This window comes from Butyricicoccus sp. AM78-15b2TA, from assembly GCF_027665985.1.
Taxonomy (GTDB): domain Bacteria; phylum Bacillota; class Clostridia; order Oscillospirales; family Butyricicoccaceae; genus Agathobaculum; species Agathobaculum butyriciproducens.
The window spans coordinates 36,951-57,370 of sequence record NZ_JAQEHY010000012.1; the positions used below are offsets into that span (position 1 = coordinate 36,951).

Consider the following 20,420-nt stretch of genomic DNA (forward strand, 5'->3'; position numbering starts at 1 on the left):
CATGAGAGAAAAAATTATCGAAATTCTGAATGAGATCTGCCCGGGCAACGACTTTGAGAACGAAACCGCCATCATCGACGACGGCATCATCGATTCCCTCGACATCGTAGCCGTTATTTCCGAGCTGATGGAGGAGTTTGACGTTCAGCTGGGTGTCAACGACCTGACGCCGGAGAACTTCAACTCGGTTGACGCCATCGTTGAACTGATCGAGAACGCACAGGACTAATGGCTTTTACTTCCGCTTCGTTTATCGTACTTACCATTGCGAGCGTGCTGCTCTACTATATTGTACCGAAAAAGGCACAGTGGTGCATCCTGCTGCTGGCGAGTGCGGCGTTTTACATGGCCGGCTCGGTCAAGGCGTTTGCGTGGGTGGTTCTGGTAGCCGGAATGACCTGGGTAACCGGACTCATTCTCGGGCGCTATAACGCCATCAAGCCTGCCGACAAGGCGCAAAAGACCCAAATACAGCACAAAAAGAGGCAGATCGCGGTAATTTGCGCGGTCTGCTGTTTTGGCTTGCTCTACGCGATGAAATACTGGAATTTCACGCTCGAGCTGCTGCCGTCCGCGCTCGGCAATCACATTCCCCGATGGGATTTTGTCGTGCCGCTCGGTCTGTCGTTTTTCATTTTCCAGTCCATGAGCTACGTCATTGATGTGTACCGCGGCAAATATGCGCCCGAGCGCAATCCGCTGCGCTACGGTCTGTTCGTATCGTTCTTCCCGCAGATGGTGCAGGGACCGATCAGCCGTTTCGATCAGCTGGCGCCGCAGCTTACCGCAGAGCGCAAGCTGTGCTGGGACGACCTGCAGATCGGCATTCAGCTGGCGCTCTGGGGTTACTTCAAAAAAATCGTCATCGCCGACCGCGCGGCTGTTCTGGTAAACAACGTCATCATGGAGAACTGTCCCTACGGCGGTGCTGTCATTGCGCTCGGTATTCTGTTTTACTGCATTCAGCTGTACTGCGATTTTTCCGGCGGCATCGACATCACACGCGGCGTCGCGCGCATGTTCGGCATCGATATGACGCTCAACTTCCGCCGACCGCTGTTTTCCACCTCGCTCACCGACTACTGGCGCCGTTGGCACATCACACTCGGTGCGTGGATGCGCGACTATGTGTTCTATCCTCTGGCGTTTTCCAAGCCGTTCGGCAAGCTCGGCAAGTGGGCGCGCAAGCATTTCAAGGGTATGATGGGCAAGATCTGTGCCACCTCGACCGCTACGTTTATCGTGTATTTGATCATCGGCATCTGGCACGGCGCCAACTTCCGCTACATTGCGTTCGGCCTGTGGAACGGTATCCTCATTACCGCTTCCCTGCTGATGGAGCGCCGCTTCCTTTCGTGGAAGGAAAAGCTGCACATCAACGACAAATCGACCGGCTGGCGCATCTTTATGACCGTCCGCACGTTCGGACTGGTGTTTATCGGCCGTTATTTCACCCGCGCACCGCGTCTCAAGACTGTATTCACGCTGCTCGGCACGACCGTGCTGCACCCGCATTTCAGTGAGTTTACGTCGGTTGTGCCGACGCTTGGATTGGGTATTTCCGACTTTATCATCATTTTTGTCGGCATTCTCATCGTCCACGGCGTGGAGTTCTTTGAGGAACGCGGCACGGATGTGCAGACGTGGCTCAACGAGCGCCCGGCGCTCATGCAGCTGACCGTGCTGACCGTTTCGCTCGTGGTCCTGCTGCTGTTCGGCATTTTCCGTGCCGGATACATCTCGTCCGAGTTCATCTACAAGCAATTTTAAGGAGGCAGAGCATGAACGCAAAAAAATGGGTGCTTTCTCTGCCCGTTATCGTGCTGATCCTGGCCGCACTGCTGGCCGGATTCAACTACGTCACCGACCCGTTCGGCGCGTTCGGCGACCGGTTTATGCAGTGGTTTTCGTATGACGAGACCAACAACCCGCGTGCGGCGAAAATCTCCTATCTTGAGCAGCACCATGACGAGTACGACTCGTATTTCCTCGGCTGCTCGTCCACCAGCTCGCTGCCGACCGAATCGTTTAACGAGATGCTGAACGCGAAGTTCTACAACCTCATCATGTACGGTGCGGATATGAAGGACTGCGAAAAGATCGCAAACTACCTGATTGACAACTACACGGTCAAAAATCTGGTGCTGAATGTGTATCTGGACAACGGACTGACCTACGATGATGAGTCCAACAAGCTGACCCACAGCCTGCACTACAAAACCGACCCGGATATGTCCGCGCTGTCGTATTACTCGCGGTTTCTCCTCGCGGACCCGCGGTACGGCTATCAGAAGCTGGTGAATAAGAGCAAGGACACGCTCATGCCGCAGTCGTTCGACGTATTCGACGAGCAGACCGGCGCGTATGACAAGCGCGTGCGTGATGTAGAGCCGATTGGCTCTACCGCGGATTATCTGAACGCCTATCCGGTATTCACCGATTATCCCAACCACGAGCCGCTGCACCTGTACAAGACCGAAGCCTGCATGCAGTCGGTGGCTGCAATCCGCAAGGTTTGCGAGGAAAACGGCGTCAATCTGATTGTGCTGACCGCTCCGGTGTACACCGACTATTACAAGAACTTTTACGACGAGGATATCACGAATTTCTACGCATCTCTTGCCAAAGTGACCGATTACTGGGATTTTTCGTCCTCGTCCGTCAGCAGTGAGCCGCGCTTCTTCTACGACAGCACGCACTTCCGCAACAACATCGGCGAGATGATGGCAGCCCGCATTGCCGAGAAGGAGTATCCCGACTTTACGCCTGCCATCACCGCAATTCCGTCGGATTTCGGCACTTATGTGACCTCTGACACGCCACATGACTATTTCACGCAGCGTCCTGCACCGCGCACGGACAACGATACCGCCGTTAGGGTTCCGGTGCTGACGTGGCACCAGTTGACCGAGGAGGTCAGCGGCTCGGCTACCATTTCGCCGGAGGCGTTCCGCAAACAGATTCAGGCGCTTTCCGATGCCGGCTGCAACGCGATTTCGCTCGAGCAACTGCGCGATTACGTCTACAATGGTACACCGCTGCCCGAGAAACCCATCGTTCTCACGTTTGACGACGGCTATCTGAGCAACTACGCGGACGCATTCCCTGTTCTCAAGGAATACAACATGAAGGCAACCATTTTCGCCATCGGCGTTTCCATCGGCAAGGACACCTACAAGGATACCGACCACGCCATGACACCGCACTTCGGCGCGGCTGAGATGCAGGAAATGGTGGATTCCGGCCTGATTTCCATCCAGAGCCACACCTATGACATGCACCAGTGGCCGCCGTTCGAGGACGGAAACGACCGTGTTCGGGAAACACTCGCGCAGCTGGACGGCGAAAGTGATGTGGACTACGAAGCCGCTGTCAGGGCTGACATCCAGCAGAGCCAGCAGGCCATCGAGCCGATCACCGGTGAGAAGGTCAACGCGCTGTCCTATCCGGAAGGTGCATACGGCACGCTGACGATGGATGCGCTGCGCAGCCAGGGCATCGAGCTGACATTCACCACCCAGCCGGGCGTGAATGCGGTCGTGCAGGGTCTGCCGCAGACGCTGTACAGCATGCACCGCATCACCATGACGGAAGACACCAACATGGATGAATTTCTGGCGGAACTCGCAAAATAATATCTATGATATAGAAAACGCAGACTGAGAATATTCTCAGTCTGCGTTTTTTGTGAATGGAATTTTCCATTTTATAAACCGTAGCCGCGCATTGCACCATACATTTCCGGTCTCCGGTCGCGGTAGACACCCCACGAACGACGCATCTCACGGATTTCATCCAAATCGAACGTATGCGTCAGCACGCCTGCGTTTTCGCGGTCAGCCTGCTCGACAAGCGCGCCGGTCTCATCCGCGATAAAGGACGAGCCGTAGAACGTCAGCGAGGACGACTGGTGCTGGTTATCCTCGGTCGGCTTGACGGTCTCGGTGCCGATGCGGTTTGCCGCGATCAGCGGCATAATGTTCGCTGCCGCGTGACCCTGCATGCAGCGCCGCCAGTGCGGCATGGAATCGCAGTCGAGAATCGGCTCGGAACCGATGGCGGTCGGGTAGAACAGCAGCTCGGCGCCCTGCAGCGCCATGCAGCGCGCGGATTCCGGGAACCACTGGTCCCAGCAGATGCCGACACCGATTTTCGCATAAGCCGTATCCCAGACCTTGAAGCCGGTATTTCCGGGCGTAAAATAGAACTTTTCCTGATAGAAATGGTCATCCGGAATGTGGGTCTTGCGGTACTGACCCATGATCGTGCCGTCCGCGTCAATGACAGCCACCGTGTTGAACGTGGTCTCACCGACCCGCTCGTAGTAGCTGACCGGAATGACGACCTTGAAATCACGGGCAATGGTCTGCATCTCGCGGACCGCCGGATTTTCCTCGAGTGTTGTCGCTAAATGGTAGTTCTCGTAGCTTTTTTCCTGACAGAAATACCAGTTTTCAAACAGTTCGGGCAGCAGAATGATCTGCGCACCCTGAGATGCCGCTTCGCGGACCTTTTCGCAGGCTTCTTCCAGACCATAGGTCATCTGAATCGCAGCAACGGTTACTTTATTGGACATAAAAGATTCTCTCCTTTATAGCGGCAACACCACACAATTAAAGCTGCGGTGCTTTGCGGAAATTTTGTGCTCTGCTGTCGTTGCGATTTCACGGTAATACACAAAGTATTACCGCAAAACCGCGCCTAAGCAGAACGCAAAATTTGCTCGCAAATCACTCTTGTTCAATTATGCGGTATTGCCTTATCTTCTCTTGCGCGTGGGCGGCTTTTTGCCCTTGCCGGGCTTGCCGCCGCGTCCCTTGCCGCTGTGACGGCGGCGCTCCGCGCGATTGCCTCTCGGAGCACGGTCGGTGTCCTCACGGCGCGGACGATCCAGCTTTTCCGAAACCGGAAGCGAGCCGTCTGCCGGTGCAAAGTCGATCTGACCGGTGGTGTCGCTTGCGGCAAGCAGCTTGACACGCATCGGCGTGCCGATCGTAAACCGCTTGCCGGTGTGGCGGCCGACCATCGCCATGTGCTCCTCGTCGTACTGGTAGAAGTCGCCGGTCATCAGCTCTGCACGAATCAGACCCTCACAGCCGTTTTCCAGCGCAACGAACACGCCGAACGACTGCACGCCGGAAACCTCCGCGTCAAATTCCTCACCGATAAACTGCTGCATGTAGGACGCGATATACAGCTTGTCGATGTCGCGTTCGCAGTTGTCGGCAGCCTGCTCACGATTGGTGGACTGGTCTGCGGCTTCCTCGCACATTGTTTCGTCTGCCGCGGTAAATTCTTCACTGAGCAGCGCCTTCTGCAGCATGCGGTGTGCCACCAGATCGGGATAACGGCGGATTGGCGAGGTAAAGTGCAGATAAAACTTCGCCTTCAGGCCGTAATGGCCGATGCACTCGTCCGCGTAGCGGGCACGCGCCAGCGAGCGCAGCAGAAGCGTCGGCAGCACGCGCTGCTTCGGGTCGTTCTTTGCGCCGCGCAGCACGGTCTGGAACTGCGCCGTATCCTCCGGCTTGGACGGGTCGATGCGGTAGCCGAACGGACGCGCAAACGACGCAAACACGCGCAGCTTGTCCGGATCGGGATTCTCGTGCACACGGTAGACGGTCGGCAGCTCGCGCTTGCACATATACTCGGCAACCGCTTCGTTGGCCTGCAGCATGAATTCCTCAATCAGCTTTTCACTCTCGCCGCGTTCACGGAACCGGATTTCAACCGGCTTGCCGTTCTCGTCCACGCGGATTTCCGCCTCCGGAATGTCCAGCTCGAGTGCGCCGCGCTCAATGCGGCGCTTGTACAGCGCGTGCGCCAGATTATTCATCGTCTCGGCAGTCTCGACCAGAAAGGCGTATTCCTCGCGCAGCCCCTTGTCACCCGCGAGGATTTTGTTGACCTTGTTGTAGGTCATGCGGGCCTTGGAGCAGATGACCGACTTGGCAAATTTCGCACCATACCGGCGGCCGTCCTTATCGACCTCCATCAGCGCGGAGAACGCCAGACGGTCCACCTTCGGGTTGAGCGAGCAAATGCCGTTGGACAGCGCGAACGGCAGCATCGGCACAACGTGTCCCGGGAAATAAACCGACGTGCCGCGGCGGAACGCCTCGGCGTCAAGCGGCGAATCCGGCGTGACGTAATGGCTCACGTCCGCGATGTGTACGCCGAGCAGATAGTGTCCGTTTTCCAGCTTTTCGAGCGAAACCGCGTCGTCAAAGTCCTTCGCGTCATCGCCGTCGATGGTAAAGATCAGCTTGTCGCGCAGGTCAAGCCTCTTGCCGGCGGTGCCCATATCGACCTCCTGCGGAATGGCGAGCGCCTGCTCGAGCACCTCGTTCGGGAATACATCGTACACACCGTTTTCGTGCAGAACAGCCGCGATAGCGGCCTCCATCGTACCGCTTTCGCCCAAATCCGCGCGGACAACGCCCTGCGGCATAAACTGCTCATCGCCGTAATGCGAGATCGAAACAGCCACGCAGTCACCAACGGCAGCTTCGCCGAGGTCATGCTTGTCCACCGCAATCTCCGGATACTTTTTCGAGGTCGGCTGCACGAAAAATGCCTTGCCGCGCTGCACGAGTTCGCCGGTCAGCTCCTTGCCGGCGCGTCCCAGCACGCGAATAACAGTTGCTTCCTTGCGGCCGCGGTTGTTCTTGCGCTCACTCACCTTGACGAGCACGCGGTCGCCGTGCCACGCACCGCCGGACGCATTCGGCGGGATGAACAGATCATCCGGCTTGGCTTCGCCCTCCGGATAATCCGGCGCGACAAACGCGAATGCCCGCTCGGTAGCCAGATAGGTTCCGGCCGCACAGCCGTAGTGCGCGGAGACCGCAAAGCGGTTTTTCTTATTTTTCATCACCCTGCCGTCCGCAATGAGCGCATCCAGCGCGTTTTTGAGATTGTTTTTGCCTGCATTCGGCAGCTCGCGCCGGATGTCCTCAATGCGGCATGGGTGCACCAGGATTTCCAACAGTCTGGATTCCAATTCGGTGTCTGCTTCTTTATTTTTCATGTTCGCCCCTCCAATCTTCGGCTTCTGGCGAAAAATCAATGCACTATTTCATTGTTATTATACCATTCTCAAATCTTATTGAAAAGCAAAAACCAAGTAAACCCATCACCATCCGCAAATTTGTACAGAATGTGACGAACAACATGAATTGACGCGGACAAGTCCGCATGGTACTATATAATAAGTTATCACAGTGATTTGGAGGGAATTTGCATGAAAGCACTCATCACGGGTGCGTCCTCTGGACTGGGACGCGAAATGGCGCGCCTGCTGGCGGCACGCGGCTACGAGCTGATCCTGTGCGCCCGCAGAGAGGAACGCCTGCGCGAACTGGCGGCAGAGCTTCCGGTGCCGTGCCGCATCATCGCGGCGGACGTGTCGGACGAGCAGGAATGCCGCCTGCTGTACGAGGCGGTACAAAGCGAGGAGCTGGAGGTCGTGATCAACAACGCGGGGTTCGGTCTGTTCGGCGAGTTTGTCACCGCCGATCTGGATGAGGAACTGCGCATGATCGACACCAACGTGCGTGCCGTACACATTCTCACCAAGCTGGCTGTGCGGGATTTTGTGCAGCGCGGACGCGGCTACATTCTCAACGTATCGTCCTCGGCGGGATTTCTGCCGGGACCGCTGATGGCGACCTATTACGCCACCAAAAACTATGTTCTGCGTCTGACAGAAGCCTTGCGCGAGGAGCTGCGCCGCGCCGGTTCTCCGGTGCGTGTGTGCGCCCTCTGTCCGGGACCGGTGGACACCGAGTTCAACAAAGTCGCAGGCGTGCGGTTTTCGCTCTCCGGTCTGTCGGCAGAACGTGTGGCGCGCGAAGCTGTTGACGGCCTGTTTGCGGGCAAGGCAGTTGTCGTTCCGGGTGCAGCCATGAAGGCCATGACACTGGCGCGGCATTTCGCGCCGGACAGCATTCTTGCCCGTATCACCTATCATTTTCAGCATAAGAAGGGCGCAAAATGACTGCAAAAGAGATAAAAAGAACGCTGCAAAGTGAATTTGTGCGTACACTGCGCAAGCCGTTCGTAGACGCGGTAAAGGCATATGAACTGGTTAAACCGGGCGATAAGGTTGCGGTCTGCATCTCCGGCGGCAAGGATTCCATGCTGCTGGCACTGCTGCTGCAGGATTTACAGCACACGATGGATTTTGACCTCGTGTTCCTTGCAATGGACCCGGGTTATGCGCCAGAGGGCCGCAAGCACCTCGAGGAAAACGCGAAACGGCTGGACATTCCGCTCGAAATTTTCGATACCGATGTACTGCGCGTGGCAGGGGTGCATTCTGCCGAGCATCCGTGCTTCCTGTGTGCAAAAATGCGGCGCGGCTATCTGTATACCGAAGCACGCAAGCGCGGCTGCAATAAAATCGCGCTCGGTCATCACTACGACGACGCTATCGGCACCGTGCTGATGGGACTGATCTACGGCGGTCAGGTGCAGGCCATGCTGCCGCGCGTCAAGGCCAAGAATTACGAGGGCATGGAGCTGATCCGTCCGCTGTATTTCACGCGCGAGCAGAGTGTTCTCGACTGGGCGGAATATTGCAGTCTGACCTTCCTGCCGTGCGACTGTCCGGCGAAAAAGCTGGAAAGCGACACCAAACGCGCGGAAATCAAGCAGCTGATCGCGTCTCTCGCGGCAAACAACCCGCAGATTGAAGCGAATATCTTCAACGCGGTCAAGAACGTCGATACCGCCAAGCTGCTCGGCTGGCGCGATGCGAACGGCAAACATAATTTTCTGGATCAATTTGACTAACGAGGCGCAGTTATGAACATCAAACGAGCAAAAAACGAAATCAAAAATGCGCTCAAGGCGTATCTCACGACCGATGAATTCGGCGCGTACCGCATTCCGCCGATTCGGCAGCGGCCAATCCTGCTGATGGGTCCTCCGGGCATCGGCAAAACGCAGATCATGCAGCAGATCGCCGAGGAGACCGGCGTCGGTCTTGTCTCCTACACGCTGACGCACCACACGCGCCAGTCCGCGCTCGGTCTGCCGTTCATCGATAAGGTGGTGCTCGGCGGCGAGGAACGCACGGTCACCGCCTACACGATGAGCGAGATTATCGCTTCGGTGTACCGCGAAATGGAACGCACGGGCGTAAAAGAGGGCATTCTGTTCCTCGATGAAATCAACTGCATTTCCGAGACACTCACGCCGATGATGCTGCAGTTTCTGCAGTGCAAGACCTTCGGCAACCAGCAGCTGCCTGCAGGATGGGTGGTCGTAGCGGCCGGAAATCCGCCGGAATACAACAAATCCGTGCGGGAATTTGACGTGGTAACACTCGACCGCGTCAAAAAAATCGACATCGAAGAGGATTTCGGCGTGTGGAAGGAGTATGCGTACCGACGCGGCATCCACGGTGCCATCCTGTCCTATCTTGAGATTCGGCGCGAGCATTTTTACCGCGTAGAGACCACCGCCGACGGACTGCAGTTTGTCACCGCACGCGGCTGGGAGGATTTGTCCGAGCTGATGCAGGTGTACGAGTCGCTGGGTATTCCGGTTGATCGTCAGGTTGTGGAGCAGTATTTGCAGCTGCCGCAGGTGGCAAGTGACTTTACGAATTATCTGCAGCTTTATGACAAATACAAGCAGGTTTACCGCGTGGATGAGCTGCTTTCCGGCACCTGGGAGCCGGTTCGCGCTTCCGAACTGCGGGACGCGCCGTTTGACGAAAAGCTGGGCGTACTCGGTCTGCTGCTGAGCCGGCTGGCGGACGGTGCCCGTGACGCGTACCGTCTGGATGCGCTGACCGACGCACTTCATGCCGACCTGCTCGCCATCCGAGAAGGCGAAAAGGCCATCGCTTCCCTGCCGGATGAAAAGCGTACCGCGCTTGCAGACAAGCGAAACGGCGGCTCGTCCGACAAGGATGCGCTCTATGTCGCCTCCCGTGAGGTGGAGCGTCTGGATGCCTACCGGCAGGCGCTCACACTCGAAAAAGTACCCGAGGAGCAGCAGTTTGACCGCCTGAAGGCGCTTTTCTCCACCGATGTGGACGCACGCGCGGCCGCCGCAGACAAGACCGATGCCGAACTGGCAAACGCATTTGCCTTCCTCGATGCCGCCATTCCGGACTCGCAGGAGCTGGTGCTGTTCGCTACCGAACTGACCGCGAACTGGTTTACCTCGTGGTTTATCCAGAACTTCGGGTGCGATGCGTATTTCGCGCATAATAAGCGCCTGCTGTTCGATGATACGCAGAAACAGCTTCTGCAGGATATTGAATCCGCAAGAAACGAAGAATCATGAACAGTTTATCCGGAAACCCGGTTGCGCATTAGACTGCAGCCGGGTTTCCGGCGTATGTAGAGAAGGTAAATTGTAGAGGCAATACCGTATAATTGAACAAGAGCGATTTGCGAATAAATTTTGCATACTGATAAGGCACGGACGGAACTCGCGCAAGGAACCGAAGCCAAAATCAGAATACAAAATTTCCGCTTAAAGCCTGCAAAAAACAGACCGACATTCACTCTGTCGGTCTGTTTTTTTGCGATTTACAAATAATACTTCAACAGCTTGAGCTGCGGCAGCGGACCTTTCGCTGCAATCACCATCGCCCAGATCACCGCGAGGTGCAGCGGATACGCCGCATAAAAGGCTTTGTTCAGCTTCGGGTGCGGTTTCCGGCTGCGCTCGCCGTTGTACAGCAGCAGAAGGAGCGCTGCCGCCGCCGTGCCGCAGATCTTACCCCAATCCGGCATACCGAGCGAGGAATAAAACAGCGCACCCCAGAGTAAAACAACAAGCGCGCGGCTCCATCGGCTCTCGGCATACGACAGGCACAAAATCAGCAAAATTCCCCATACACCGTAGTCGATGTTGCACCGGAGATGCGCAAGCGGATACCGCTCAAACAGCAGCACAGCAAACACGAGCACCGCAAACCGCGCGAGCCAATCCCGCAGGGCAAGGTGCTTTCGCCAAACGTGCAGCAGCGCGACCGCGATTGCCGAGGCAAGGAGCAGCACGGTGCACAGCCGGCGGAAGCGCGAGTCAAACTCCGGCTCCGCCGTATAGACCGCGAAGCCGCCGCAGGCGAGCAGGAGCACCGCAAGCCCTTTGGACTGAATCACCCGCGCCAGCGGCTTTTTACGAAAGAAAACCAGCAGAACCAACCCGATAAACAGCGTAAACAGAATATTTAAGCTTCGGAACGCCCGACTCGGGTTAATGGGAAACACCTCTCCGAACGCGGGCTCGAGATACCCGCGGTTGAGCGTAAACGCATACGGAAGCTGCGAGATGACCCCGAGCAGCAGCAGACGCCCGCCGTATCGGCGGAGATCATGACTGTGGCGGAATCCTTCGACCAGACAGAAGGCATAAATCGGAAACGCTATGCGTCCGATTGCTCTGGAAATCATATACACCTTGCTAAACGCCGGAAAAAACACCCTGTCCAGACGGCACGCCGCCGCATGGTCGATCACCATCGCAAGGAACGCGGCAAGCTTCAGCATCAGTTCGGTCATAACAGTCCCTCCTTTCCGACTGTTGCGGAAAGCGGCATCTGGAGGAGTATTGACGCTGATCGAATGCCGCTTTGTTTCCTATGCTTTTACAGTTCTATTATATCGGTTTCCGCAGATTGTCACAATATGGAATTCCCACAAAGTCGGAGGTCGGTTGTCGTGCAGATTGGATAAGAAAAACGCCGCCTGCACACATCATTCCTTGATGTAGCGCAGACGGCGCAGAAACTCTTCGTTATCGGTTTTTTCGCAGATGGCGTCAATGCCGGAGGAGATGATCCAGACCGCCATGCCACGCCGCGCGCACAGCACCAGCATATCAATGATCATCTTGTGATGCGCCGATTCCTGTCCCGCGAACGGGAAAAAGCAGATCAGCAGCTTGGGATTGAGCAGATACCACCGATAATACGAAAACCGCAGACGATCGGGCAGTGACCATGCGCTGAGCGGACGCAGCAGCATTTCGCGCGGGAACCAGCGAGTCGCCTCCTCCAGAATACTGGAGACGAGCTTTTTGCGGATCAGCCGCTTGTCTGCCTTAGGGATCAGACAGGTGCACAGATTGTCGAGCGCGGTCATGTTGTCAAACAGCACGCCGCCCGGTCGATCGGGCTGCTCAATCTGGATGCCGATCTCGGTGCCGATGATACGGTTCAGCTCGCTGTGGTCGTAAATTCTGCCGTCCAGCCGGAAAATGCCGTTCTGCCAGCCCTGATTCCCCAGAAAGCAGTCGTGCAGACGGCGTCCGGTGCTGTAATTCTCATCGTGCAGAAAGGCGATCTCGCCGGCGCATACCTCGAAGGACAGCGGCGGCAGTGGCGGCAGGGACAGTTCAAATACGGAAAGCACCGTCTTGCCCTTTGCGGGCGCTGTGCGCTCCATCCATGCCGGACGGCTGGCACGCTCCCAACCGAGCAGCTCAAACAGGCGCGGGCCGTATTCCTCGGGATACAGCCGGAAAAAGGTGCGACGCTCCTTAATCACATCAATGCGGCCGGCATAGCGGAACATGAACATCTCATCCATATCGAAAAGGAGCACCGCCATGCCATGCCCGAGCAGAAGCTGTACGCACTGCATCAGCCGGTCCTGATCCTGCCGGCGCAGTGCCTCTGTCAGCCGATCGAGGACGAGCAGCCGACAGCCGGTGAACCATGCGCGAAACACCGAAAGCCGGTAATAGTCCAGCACCGAAAGGTCGGCAAGGCGCGTCTCCCACGAATGCTCCAGCCCAAGCTGCCGCAGCATATCGGTCGCGGCAAGCGATTTCAGCCGTGCCGCACTGCGGTTCTTCTGCCGGTACGAGGTCGTTCTGCCAAGCGCCAGCACAAAATCGCGCATGGTCAGCTCCCTGCCCGCAAAGCGGGATTTGTCCACCAGCATGGTGTTCTGCCGGATCCAGTGCTCGATCACTGCGGCGCCTGTCTTGCTGCCGCAGCAGAAGGCGCGTCCGTCCGTCAGTGCAAGGCGTCCCTTGAAAAGATCCAGATATGCAGTACCGGAGGTCAAATACTCATCCACATATACGCCGATGCACTCGCCACAGGAAACCGAGATATCAAACCGGTATTCGCCGGTATCGCTGCGGAATACACCATGCTCAATGCGTATCAGTTCTTCCTTCATATCACTCCTCCTGCAGCAGCAGCGGCAGTGTAACGCAGCATTCGGTACCGATTCCCTTCGCGCTGAATATCCGCAGACCGTAATTTTCTCCGAACATCAGCCGTATACGGCTGTTGACATTACGCAGCGCAATGCCGCCGCGTTTGCGGCTGACGGCGTTCGCGCTGCCATGGGCAAACTCCTCGTTCAGCTGCTCCACCTGCTCCTCGGAAATACCGATTCCGTCGTCCTTGACGCGCAGGAACAGCGTATTTTCGCTGTTTTCCACCGAAATATGTACGGTTCCCTGCCCTATCTTGCCCTCCAGGCCATGCACGACGGCGTTTTCCACCAGCGGCTGCAGGATCAGCTTGGGCATACGCGCCTCAAGCAAATCCTCGTTTTCCATTTCCAGTTCCATATCCAGCTTGTCACCGAAGCGGCAGCGCTGGATGGTGAAATAGTTCTCGGCGTTGTCCAACTCGTCCGAAAAGGTGACATATTCCTGCACATTGGAGATGGTGTAGCGAAAAAAAGTCGCCAGTGCCTCGGTCGTCTCCGCGATGTCCTCGCAATCCGCCAAGAGCGCATCCGAACGGATCGCCTCAAGCGCATTGTACAGAAAATGCGGATTGATCTGGTTTTGCAGCGCCAGATACTCCGCCTGCTTCTGCCGCAGGCGGGTGATCTCCTCGCCGTGCAGACGATCCTCGATCTCGTGGAAAAAGGCAAAAATATCGCGGCAGCGGCTCCAATCCTCGTGCAGCACCGCATCCAAATTGCCGTCCCGCCGATAACGGCGCAGCGCCCGACGCAGCTTCCATTGTGTTTTCAGCCACATGCCCTTCACCTACCTGTACAGCTTTTTATAGTCCGACGGACTGATTCCGGTGGTTTTCTTGAACAGGCGGGAGAAATATTTCAGGTCACGGTAGCCAACCTGTTCGGCAACGTCCTGCACCGAGCATTCATCGCCGCACAGCAATTCCTTCGCCTTATTCATGCGCAGCTCAGTCAGATAATCCATGAAATTCTGTCCGGTCTCCTTTTTGAACATGGCGGAAAAGTAGGTCGCGTTGAAGCCGACCGCATTGCTGACGTCCTCGAGCCGCAGAGATTCCTGATAATGCTGCTGGATAAAATGCTTTGCGTCCGTAATGGGACGCGCTTCGCGCTGAGAGCGCTCCCGGCGCAGGCGGTTCAGCTCACCGCTGACGCCGTCCTGCAGCAGCCGAAGCAGCTCCTGTGCGTTGGTACACTGCCACAGTCCGTCCTCCATGCGCTGATAGAACTGCTCATCGGCGCTGCCGTCCTGCTGCAAGCCGTAGCGCACCGCAGTTAGTATCTGCCGGAACCAGTCCTCCAGCATTTGTCCCCAGAGCGGCTGCATAGACATAACTGCGCGGTAGCTGTCCTCCAGCTCCTCGGCGTACTGCTCGGTGTTCAGACACGCGGCAGCCTCCTGAAAGCGACGCTTCTGCGCGCCGTCCAGCGTATAATGCAGGGAAAAATCCGGTGTTTCGGCTTCGGCGTCCCGCCAGTTTGGTGTGTGGCACAAACCGTCGATGCACAGCCAAAGCGCCTCCTTCAGCGAAACGGACAGCTTTTCTGCGGTGCTCTGCCGGCTGCCAAGGCAGACGGCGGCGCGAATGCCCCAGAACAGGTCGCGCTGCTTTTCGATCTCCTTGCGTATCTTGGTGAAGCACCGCTTGACCTCGACCGGCTGATACTCCGGCGTATACACGGCCGCCACGATACCCTCGCGGCGTGCCGATGCCACAAAGCCGCAGTCCATTTGTCCCAGCTCCTGCCGGACGATCTCGAGCGCGTGCTTTTGCATGGCACGGAAGCCGTCCTGATTTTCTGCCGCAGACGGAATATTCGGCTTGATAACAGCCGCAAAGTATCTGCCGCCTTCGGGCAGACCGCGCTCCAGATCAAACGAGCGCACGGTGCTCGAGGTGCGTACACCGCCGCGCACCTCAGTCATCAGGGTGTCGATGATGCGCTCCTGCTCGCGCTCGCTGCTCTTTTTCAAGCGGTACTCTATCGCTGCTTCCTCGCCCATCTTCTCCTTGAGACTGATCAGCAGATCGACCATTTCCTCCTGCTTGAGCGGCTTAAGCAGATAGCCTTCTACGCCGTATTTGAGCGCATTCTGCGCATATTCAAACTGGCGGTAGCCGCTGACGATGATAAAATGCAGTCCCGGCTGAATCTGCTTTGCCTGCCGAATGAGGTCAATGCCGTCGCAGCCGGGCATGCGGATATCGGTCACCAGCAAGTGCGGCTTCTTTTCGCGCACTTGATCGAGTGCGCTTATACCGTCGCTCGCCATGCCGACAATCTCAAAGCCAAGACCTTCCCAGTCAATCAGCTTGCGCATCAGCAGCAGGACCTTTTTTTCATCATCTGCCAGTACGACCCTTAACATACATATTCCCCTTTGAAGGTAATTTTAGGAAAACAGATTTTGCTTGTTGATAGGAAAAAGGGAAAACGTAACCGTTTTCCCTTTTTCTTATTCATAATAACACTGTTTGCAAGGATTTGCAAAGTATTTTCAAGAAATTACTCGTAATCCTTAACGTTGCTGGAGTCGATCCAGGTGTTGTCGGTTACGATCTCGGTGGTATCGAGGGTTTCACCCTTGAGCAGCTTAACAGCAGCCTCGATGCCGTTTGCAGCCATAGCGCCGCCGTTCTGAGAAACGGTACCGGTGATGCGGCCGTCCTGAATAGCCTCAAAGCCGTCCGGCGTGCCGTCAACGCCTGTGATAACGATGCCGGAGTTTGCACCTGCTGCGTTGCCGGCGCCTACTGCCATACCGTCGTTCTCACAAACGATAGCATCCAGATCGTAAGCGGACAGCCAGCTCTCAACAGTGGACTGTGCGCTTGCGGTATCCCACTGGCAGTCAGCCGGAGCAACGACCTGCTTGATCTCGGGGTAGTTCTTCAGAATGTTCTCGTAGCCTTCCATGCGCTGCAGACCGCCTGCGTCGCCGGACGGGCCGGTCAGGATAGCGATGTTGCCCTTGCCGCCGAGGAGCTTTGCAACCTGCTCCATCTCGGTTTCGCCGGCCTTTACGTTGTTGCCGTAGGAAACAGCGGAGATGCCGTTGTTCTGCCAGTCGGTGCAGGCAGAGATGATGTTGATCATAACAACGCCGGCATCAGCTGCAGACTTTGCAGCATCCGCGAGGCCGTCCGGATCAACAGGCTCGAACAGGATGGCGTCATAGCCCTCGGATACGCACTGCTCAATCTGGCTGATCTGGGTAGCGGCGTCCTGATCGGCACTCAGAATGGTCAGGTCAACGCCCAGCTCGTCAGCCTTGGCCTCAGCAGCCTCGGATACGGCAATCTGGAATGCGTTGGTCTGGTGCTGCTGGATGAGGGCGATCTTGTAGGAATCGCTGCCGGAATCAGCACCGGAATCGGTTCCTGCATCAGAACCGGTGGAAGTACCGCCGCAGGCAGCCAGACTCAGAGTCATGGCACCGGTAAGCAGCATAGCGAGAAGTCTCTTTTTCATTTTCTTTTTCCTCCTTAGAGAAGTTGTGGTTATGATAGGAGGAGAGAGGAGCGTTCGCACGCTCCAGCGGTCCTCACAGTCAACAATGGAAATCAGTTTTTCTTGGTCTTGCCCTTTACGTCGATCAGAACGGCTACCACGATGATAACGCCCTTGACGATCTTCTGCCAGTGGGACGATACGCCCATAATATCCAGACCGTTTGCGATAACTGTGATCAGCAGACAGCCGATGACAACGCCCCACGGCTTGCCTACGCCGCCGGTCATGGATACACCGCCGACTACGCACGCGGTGATGGCGTCCATCTCGTAGCTCTCGGCTGCGGTCGGCTGGCCGATGGTAACGCGGGAGGTCATCAGGAAGCCGCACAGACCAGCCAGCAGGCCTGCAATAGCAAATGTGGAGATGCGGATCGCGGTGGTGTTGATGCCGGAAACGCGGGCTGCCTGCAGATTGCCGCCGCAAGCGTAAACACGTCGTCCGTAAACCGTTTTAGATAAAACAAATGCACAGATGATGATAACGATTACAAGAAAGATGGACAGCATTGGAATGCCTGCGATAGAAGATGCAGCGACCGCCTTGTAGCCCTTGCTGATGCCGGTGATCGGCTTGCCGTTGGAGGTCAGCAGCGCCAGACCACGCACAGCCGTCATCGAGCCGAGTGTCATAATAAACGGGGGCAAATCGCCGATGGCAACGCCGATACCGTTTACCATGCCGACTGCCAGACCGGCCAGCATCGCAACGACCAGCGGCACGATCAGCGGCAGATCACCCTTGCCGAGCAGCGCTGCCAGAATGCCGGTGAATGCTACGGTAGAACCGACCGACATATCAAATCCGCCCGCAATAATGACGAACATCATGCCGAACGCCAGAATGCCGTTGATGGAAGCCTGCTTGAGGATGTTGACGAGGTTGTTCGGGCTGATGAAGCTGGGCTTCAGAATGGTCAGCGCAACGACCAGTACGATAAAGATCAGGAAGATGAAGTATTCACTGATCAGTCCTTTAAGATTTTTCTGTTTCATGTTGTTCCCCTTCCTTTATACTTCAAGCGCGGATGCCAGCGTCATGATGCGTTCCTGCGAGAACTCGTTGCGCTTCACCTCGCCGGAGAGATTGCCTTCGCACATTACCATGATGCGGTCGCAGACGCCCATCAGTTCGGGGATCTCGGACGAAATCATGATAACCGCCTTGCCCTGCTGCACCAGCTTGCCGAGCAGCAGATAAATATCGCGCTTAGCGCCGACGTCAATGCCTCGGGTCGGCTCATCGAGAATGATGACGTCCGGATCGTTCAGCAGCCACTTGGCGATAACAATCTTCTGCTGGTTGCCGCCGGACAGGTTGCCCGCGATCTGGTCGCCGGAAGGAGTTTTGATATTCAGCTTTTTGATGTACTCCATGGAAGCGGCGCGTGCCTTGCCCTTGTTATAAAGACCATGGCTGAGCAGCTTCTTGATCGCTACCATGGCGATATTGTCGTTTACCGAACCGCTGAGGTTCAAACCGGTGACCTTACGGTCCTCGGTGATGAGGGCCACGCCCTCCTTGATGATATCCTTCGGAGAGTGGACCTTGATTTTTTTGCCCTTGACAAAAATCTCACCCTGCGACAGCTCGTGCATACCGAAGATGCCTTCCACCAGTTCGCTTCGACCTGCGCCTACCAGGCCGCCGATGCCGAGAATCTCGCCGCGGCGAACCGAAAGGCTGACACCCTTTACCTTGTTGTCGGCGCGAACGATGTTCTTTGCCTCAAAGATCACATCGCCGATCTCCGCATCCAGCTTGGGGAATACATCGGTGATTTCGCGGCCGACCATCATCTTGATGAGCTGCGACTCGTCCAAATCCTTAGTATCGCCCGAGCCAATGTACTGACCATCGCGGTAAACGCTGACGCGGTCGCAGATGGAGAAGATCTCGTCCATGCGGTGCGAAATGTAGATGATCGCAACGCCCTTTGCCGTCAGGCTGCGGATATGCTCGAACAGCAGCTCAACCTCACGGTCGGTGATAGCGGCGGTCGGCTCGTCCATGACAATGACCTTGGCGTTGATGGAGATCGCCTTGATAATCTCGATCAGTTGGCACTGTGCAACGGTGAGGTTGCGCAGCTTTTCCTTCGGGGAAACGTGCAGACCGCACTCCTTGATGAGCTTTTCCGCTTCTGCGATCTCTGCCTTTGCATCGACCAGACCGTTTTTGCGGAGCTCGCGTCCGACGAAGATATTTTCATACACGGACATATCCAGAATCGGGTTCAGCTCCTGATGGATCATGGCAACACCATGGTCCATGGCTTCCTTCGGGTTAGAAACGTGATACGGCTGACCGTTGAAGATGATCTCGCCGCCCTCGTCCTTGGTGTAAATGCCCATCAGAATTTTCATCAGGGTGGATTTACCGGCACCGTTCTCGCCCATCAGCGCGTGAACCTCGCCCGGCTTCACTTGAAGCTGCACATGATCAAGCGCCTTTACGCCCGGGAAAGACTTGCTAATATCTTTCATTTCCAGTACATACTCCATGCTGCTCTTCCCTCCTCATGTGTCATTTCTTTGTGATAATTTTATCAAAGCCGCCGAAATTAGAAAACACACAATCTTCACATTAGGGGTGATAATTTTTAGTTTTTTTACAAATACGGCACTTCGCTTAAAACACTGCATTTCAAATTGTGCAGATTGACAATATCTTTTGCGTGCACAGATTCAAATGCACGCAGAGCAGCAGGTCCCTGCACAGTGCATTTCCTGTGCAGAGACCTTGGGAAACACCGCACAATTAAAGCACTCTTGTTCAATTATAGTGAAGATTTCCATCGGAGTGAGAAACCGCTCATCTGAGTAGAGCTTATACATCACGGCAGTGTGGAAAGCCGCTATGCGGATAACCTGTTTTCACCGTTTCGATGCAGAAACAGTGAACCCAACGGCAAAATGAAAAGATGAGGTGCCGCTTATGCGCAGCAGAGATACAGAAAAGACGATAAGAGAGCTTCAGCAGTTCCTGCGCGAGCATGAGGACGAAATCACCGATGAGGACAGCATGCATCGTCTGGCGATGGCCTTTATGTCGCAGCACAACAGCCAGTTGCAGCCGAAACAGACCGAGCCGGAAGACGCATCCGATTATCTGGAACTGGCGGAGGCGGCGAATTCTGGCGAGCTATAGAAACCAGACCGTATATGCGGGTCTGCTATACCTATTTTCAAACATTGATCGAGTGCGGCATGATGCGCTGCGCAATCAACGAGGGAGAACGCCTTCTGAAGCTGTCCGAGGGTGATAGCCTCGGCGTTCGTTATCAGCTGATGCACCTGTACGCCTATACCGAGGACGAAATGCACGCACTGGCGCTGCACAAAAAGTACGGCGGATATGAGGAAACGCAGATGCTGCTTCCGCTGGCCATTCTGTACTACAAGCAGAACCAGTTCGACAAGGCGAAAGACTATTTGAACCGCCTTGCTAAAGTAAACCGAGACACAAAGAAGTTCATGCGTCTGGAGGCGAAGCACGATGGGTACAGCCTGCGTATGGAACAGGGAATGTACGGCTATCGGCCGGGCACCATTGAAGAACTGGTAGACGCGTATTTGAACTCGACCTATCTGTTCAATGCAACGCCGTATTTCAGCCAGTGGGCATATCAATATCTGCGCACGCAGACTGCCTCGAAGAAGAAAAAGCCGAAAAACGAGGAGTAAGTCCGAGAGCCGCAGCGAA

17 protein-coding genes are annotated in these 20,420 nt (G+C 56.0%); 8 read left to right on the plus strand and 9 right to left on the minus strand.

What is annotated here, in order from left to right:
• Position 1: 1 nt before the first annotated feature.
• From PGS25_RS11270 to PGS25_RS11280, 3 genes are read left to right on the plus strand one after another with little or no spacing between them, the layout of a single operon-like run.
• Positions 2–229, plus strand: coding sequence for an acyl carrier protein (locus PGS25_RS11270; protein ID WP_110435814.1), 228 nt, complete (start codon positions 2–4; stop codon positions 227–229).
• Positions 229–1,770, plus strand: coding sequence for an MBOAT family O-acyltransferase (locus tag PGS25_RS11275; RefSeq protein ID WP_270418733.1), 1,542 nt, complete (start codon positions 229–231; stop codon positions 1,768–1,770). The genes PGS25_RS11270 and PGS25_RS11275 overlap by 1 nt, the downstream gene beginning before the upstream one ends.
• An 11-nt stretch (positions 1,771–1,781) precedes the next feature.
• On the plus strand, positions 1,782–3,635 hold the full coding sequence (locus PGS25_RS11280; protein WP_270418734.1) for a polysaccharide deacetylase family protein: 1,854 nt from the start codon (positions 1,782–1,784) through the stop codon (positions 3,633–3,635).
• 71 nt (positions 3,636–3,706) lie between these two features.
• On the opposite strand, the gene aguB is transcribed toward PGS25_RS11280, so the two are convergent.
• Together aguB and rnr are read right to left on the minus strand one after the other, a co-directional pair.
• Positions 3,707–4,576 carry an N-carbamoylputrescine amidase gene (gene aguB / locus PGS25_RS11285; protein ID WP_110435811.1) on the minus strand — a complete coding sequence of 290 codons (870 nt, stop codon included), beginning with the start codon at positions 4,574–4,576 and terminating at the stop codon, positions 3,707–3,709.
• Between the two features lie 183 nt (positions 4,577–4,759).
• On the minus strand, positions 4,760–7,030 hold the full coding sequence (gene rnr, locus PGS25_RS11290) for a ribonuclease R (RefSeq protein ID WP_270418736.1): 2,271 nt from the start codon (positions 7,028–7,030) through the stop codon (positions 4,760–4,762).
• Positions 7,031–7,243: 213 nt separating this feature from the next.
• Between rnr and PGS25_RS11295 the strand changes: the two genes are divergently transcribed.
• From PGS25_RS11295 to PGS25_RS11305, 3 genes are read left to right on the plus strand one after another with little or no spacing between them, the layout of a single operon-like run.
• Positions 7,244–7,999, plus strand: a complete 756-nt coding sequence (locus tag PGS25_RS11295; protein ID WP_110435809.1) for an SDR family NAD(P)-dependent oxidoreductase — start codon at positions 7,244–7,246, stop codon at positions 7,997–7,999.
• Positions 7,996–8,796 carry a tRNA lysidine(34) synthetase gene (locus tag PGS25_RS11300; protein ID WP_270418738.1) on the plus strand — a complete coding sequence of 267 codons (801 nt, stop codon included), beginning with the start codon at positions 7,996–7,998 and terminating at the stop codon, positions 8,794–8,796. The genes PGS25_RS11295 and PGS25_RS11300 overlap by 4 nt, the downstream gene beginning before the upstream one ends.
• Positions 8,797–8,808: 12 nt before the next feature.
• Positions 8,809–10,302, plus strand: coding sequence for an AAA family ATPase (locus tag PGS25_RS11305; protein ID WP_270418739.1), 1,494 nt, complete (start codon positions 8,809–8,811; stop codon positions 10,300–10,302).
• Positions 10,303–10,550: 248 nt separating this feature from the next.
• On the opposite strand, the gene PGS25_RS11310 is transcribed toward PGS25_RS11305, so the two are convergent.
• The 7 genes from PGS25_RS11310 to PGS25_RS11340 all read right to left on the minus strand — a co-directional run bounded on the left by PGS25_RS11310 (position 10,551) and on the right by PGS25_RS11340 (position 19,219).
• Entirely contained in the window at positions 10,551–11,528 is a 978-nt protein-coding gene (locus tag PGS25_RS11310; RefSeq protein WP_270418740.1) for a TraX family protein, read from the minus strand.
• Positions 11,529–11,723: 195 nt separating this feature from the next.
• Positions 11,724–13,157 (minus strand): hypothetical protein, encoded by a 1,434-nt coding sequence (locus tag PGS25_RS11315; RefSeq protein WP_118761820.1) that lies wholly within the window; start codon positions 13,155–13,157, stop codon positions 11,724–11,726.
• A gap of 1 nt (position 13,158) precedes the next feature.
• Positions 13,159–13,977, minus strand: coding sequence for a sensor histidine kinase (locus PGS25_RS11320; RefSeq protein WP_118481024.1), 819 nt, complete (start codon positions 13,975–13,977; stop codon positions 13,159–13,161).
• Positions 13,978–13,986: 9 nt separating this feature from the next.
• Entirely contained in the window at positions 13,987–15,570 is a 1,584-nt protein-coding gene (locus PGS25_RS11325) for a response regulator transcription factor (RefSeq protein ID WP_270418741.1), read from the minus strand.
• 137 nt (positions 15,571–15,707) lie between these two features.
• The gene (locus PGS25_RS11330) at positions 15,708–16,673 is read right to left on the minus strand and encodes a sugar ABC transporter substrate-binding protein (protein ID WP_270418742.1); all 966 of its coding nucleotides are present in this window, start codon (positions 16,671–16,673) and stop codon (positions 15,708–15,710) included.
• A gap of 92 nt (positions 16,674–16,765) precedes the next feature.
• Positions 16,766–17,710 carry an ABC transporter permease gene (locus tag PGS25_RS11335; RefSeq protein ID WP_118360888.1) on the minus strand — a complete coding sequence of 315 codons (945 nt, stop codon included), beginning with the start codon at positions 17,708–17,710 and terminating at the stop codon, positions 16,766–16,768.
• 15 nt (positions 17,711–17,725) lie between these two features.
• Positions 17,726–19,219 carry a sugar ABC transporter ATP-binding protein gene (locus PGS25_RS11340; RefSeq protein WP_270418743.1) on the minus strand — a complete coding sequence of 498 codons (1,494 nt, stop codon included), beginning with the start codon at positions 19,217–19,219 and terminating at the stop codon, positions 17,726–17,728.
• Positions 19,220–19,652: 433 nt separating this feature from the next.
• On the opposite strand from PGS25_RS11340, the gene PGS25_RS11345 reads away from it, so the two are divergent.
• Both PGS25_RS11345 and PGS25_RS11350 read left to right on the plus strand, forming a co-directional pair.
• On the plus strand, positions 19,653–19,865 hold the full coding sequence (locus tag PGS25_RS11345; protein WP_270418744.1) for a hypothetical protein: 213 nt from the start codon (positions 19,653–19,655) through the stop codon (positions 19,863–19,865).
• 14 nt (positions 19,866–19,879) lie between these two features.
• Positions 19,880–20,401 (plus strand): tetratricopeptide repeat protein, encoded by a 522-nt coding sequence (locus tag PGS25_RS11350; RefSeq protein WP_270418746.1) that lies wholly within the window; start codon positions 19,880–19,882, stop codon positions 20,399–20,401.
• Positions 20,402–20,420: the final 19 nt, after the last annotated feature.

Bases quoted from the DNA above. Each gene is read 5' to 3' on its own strand.
- PGS25_RS11270 (WP_110435814.1), top strand. From the start codon at position 2: ATGAGAGAAAAAATTATCGAAATTCTGAATGAGATCTGCCCGGGCAAC.
- PGS25_RS11275 (WP_270418733.1), top strand. From the start codon at position 229: ATGGCTTTTACTTCCGCTTCGTTTATCGTACTTACCATTGCGAGCGTG.
- PGS25_RS11280 (WP_270418734.1), top strand. From the start codon at position 1,782: ATGAACGCAAAAAAATGGGTGCTTTCTCTGCCCGTTATCGTGCTGATC.
- aguB (WP_110435811.1), bottom strand. From the start codon at position 4,576: ATGTCCAATAAAGTAACCGTTGCTGCGATTCAGATGACCTATGGTCTG.
- rnr (WP_270418736.1), bottom strand. From the start codon at position 7,030: ATGAAAAATAAAGAAGCAGACACCGAATTGGAATCCAGACTGTTGGAA.
- PGS25_RS11295 (WP_110435809.1), top strand. From the start codon at position 7,244: ATGAAAGCACTCATCACGGGTGCGTCCTCTGGACTGGGACGCGAAATG.
- PGS25_RS11300 (WP_270418738.1), top strand. From the start codon at position 7,996: ATGACTGCAAAAGAGATAAAAAGAACGCTGCAAAGTGAATTTGTGCGT.
- PGS25_RS11305 (WP_270418739.1), top strand. From the start codon at position 8,809: ATGAACATCAAACGAGCAAAAAACGAAATCAAAAATGCGCTCAAGGCG.
- PGS25_RS11310 (WP_270418740.1), bottom strand. From the start codon at position 11,528: ATGACCGAACTGATGCTGAAGCTTGCCGCGTTCCTTGCGATGGTGATC.
- PGS25_RS11315 (WP_118761820.1), bottom strand. From the start codon at position 13,157: ATGAAGGAAGAACTGATACGCATTGAGCATGGTGTATTCCGCAGCGAT.
- PGS25_RS11320 (WP_118481024.1), bottom strand. From the start codon at position 13,977: ATGTGGCTGAAAACACAATGGAAGCTGCGTCGGGCGCTGCGCCGTTAT.
- PGS25_RS11325 (WP_270418741.1), bottom strand. From the start codon at position 15,570: ATGTTAAGGGTCGTACTGGCAGATGATGAAAAAAAGGTCCTGCTGCTG.
- PGS25_RS11330 (WP_270418742.1), bottom strand. From the start codon at position 16,673: ATGAAAAAGAGACTTCTCGCTATGCTGCTTACCGGTGCCATGACTCTG.
- PGS25_RS11335 (WP_118360888.1), bottom strand. From the start codon at position 17,710: ATGAAACAGAAAAATCTTAAAGGACTGATCAGTGAATACTTCATCTTC.
- PGS25_RS11340 (WP_270418743.1), bottom strand. From the start codon at position 19,219: ATGGAGTATGTACTGGAAATGAAAGATATTAGCAAGTCTTTCCCGGGC.
- PGS25_RS11345 (WP_270418744.1), top strand. From the start codon at position 19,653: ATGCGCAGCAGAGATACAGAAAAGACGATAAGAGAGCTTCAGCAGTTC.
- PGS25_RS11350 (WP_270418746.1), top strand. From the start codon at position 19,880: ATGCGGGTCTGCTATACCTATTTTCAAACATTGATCGAGTGCGGCATG.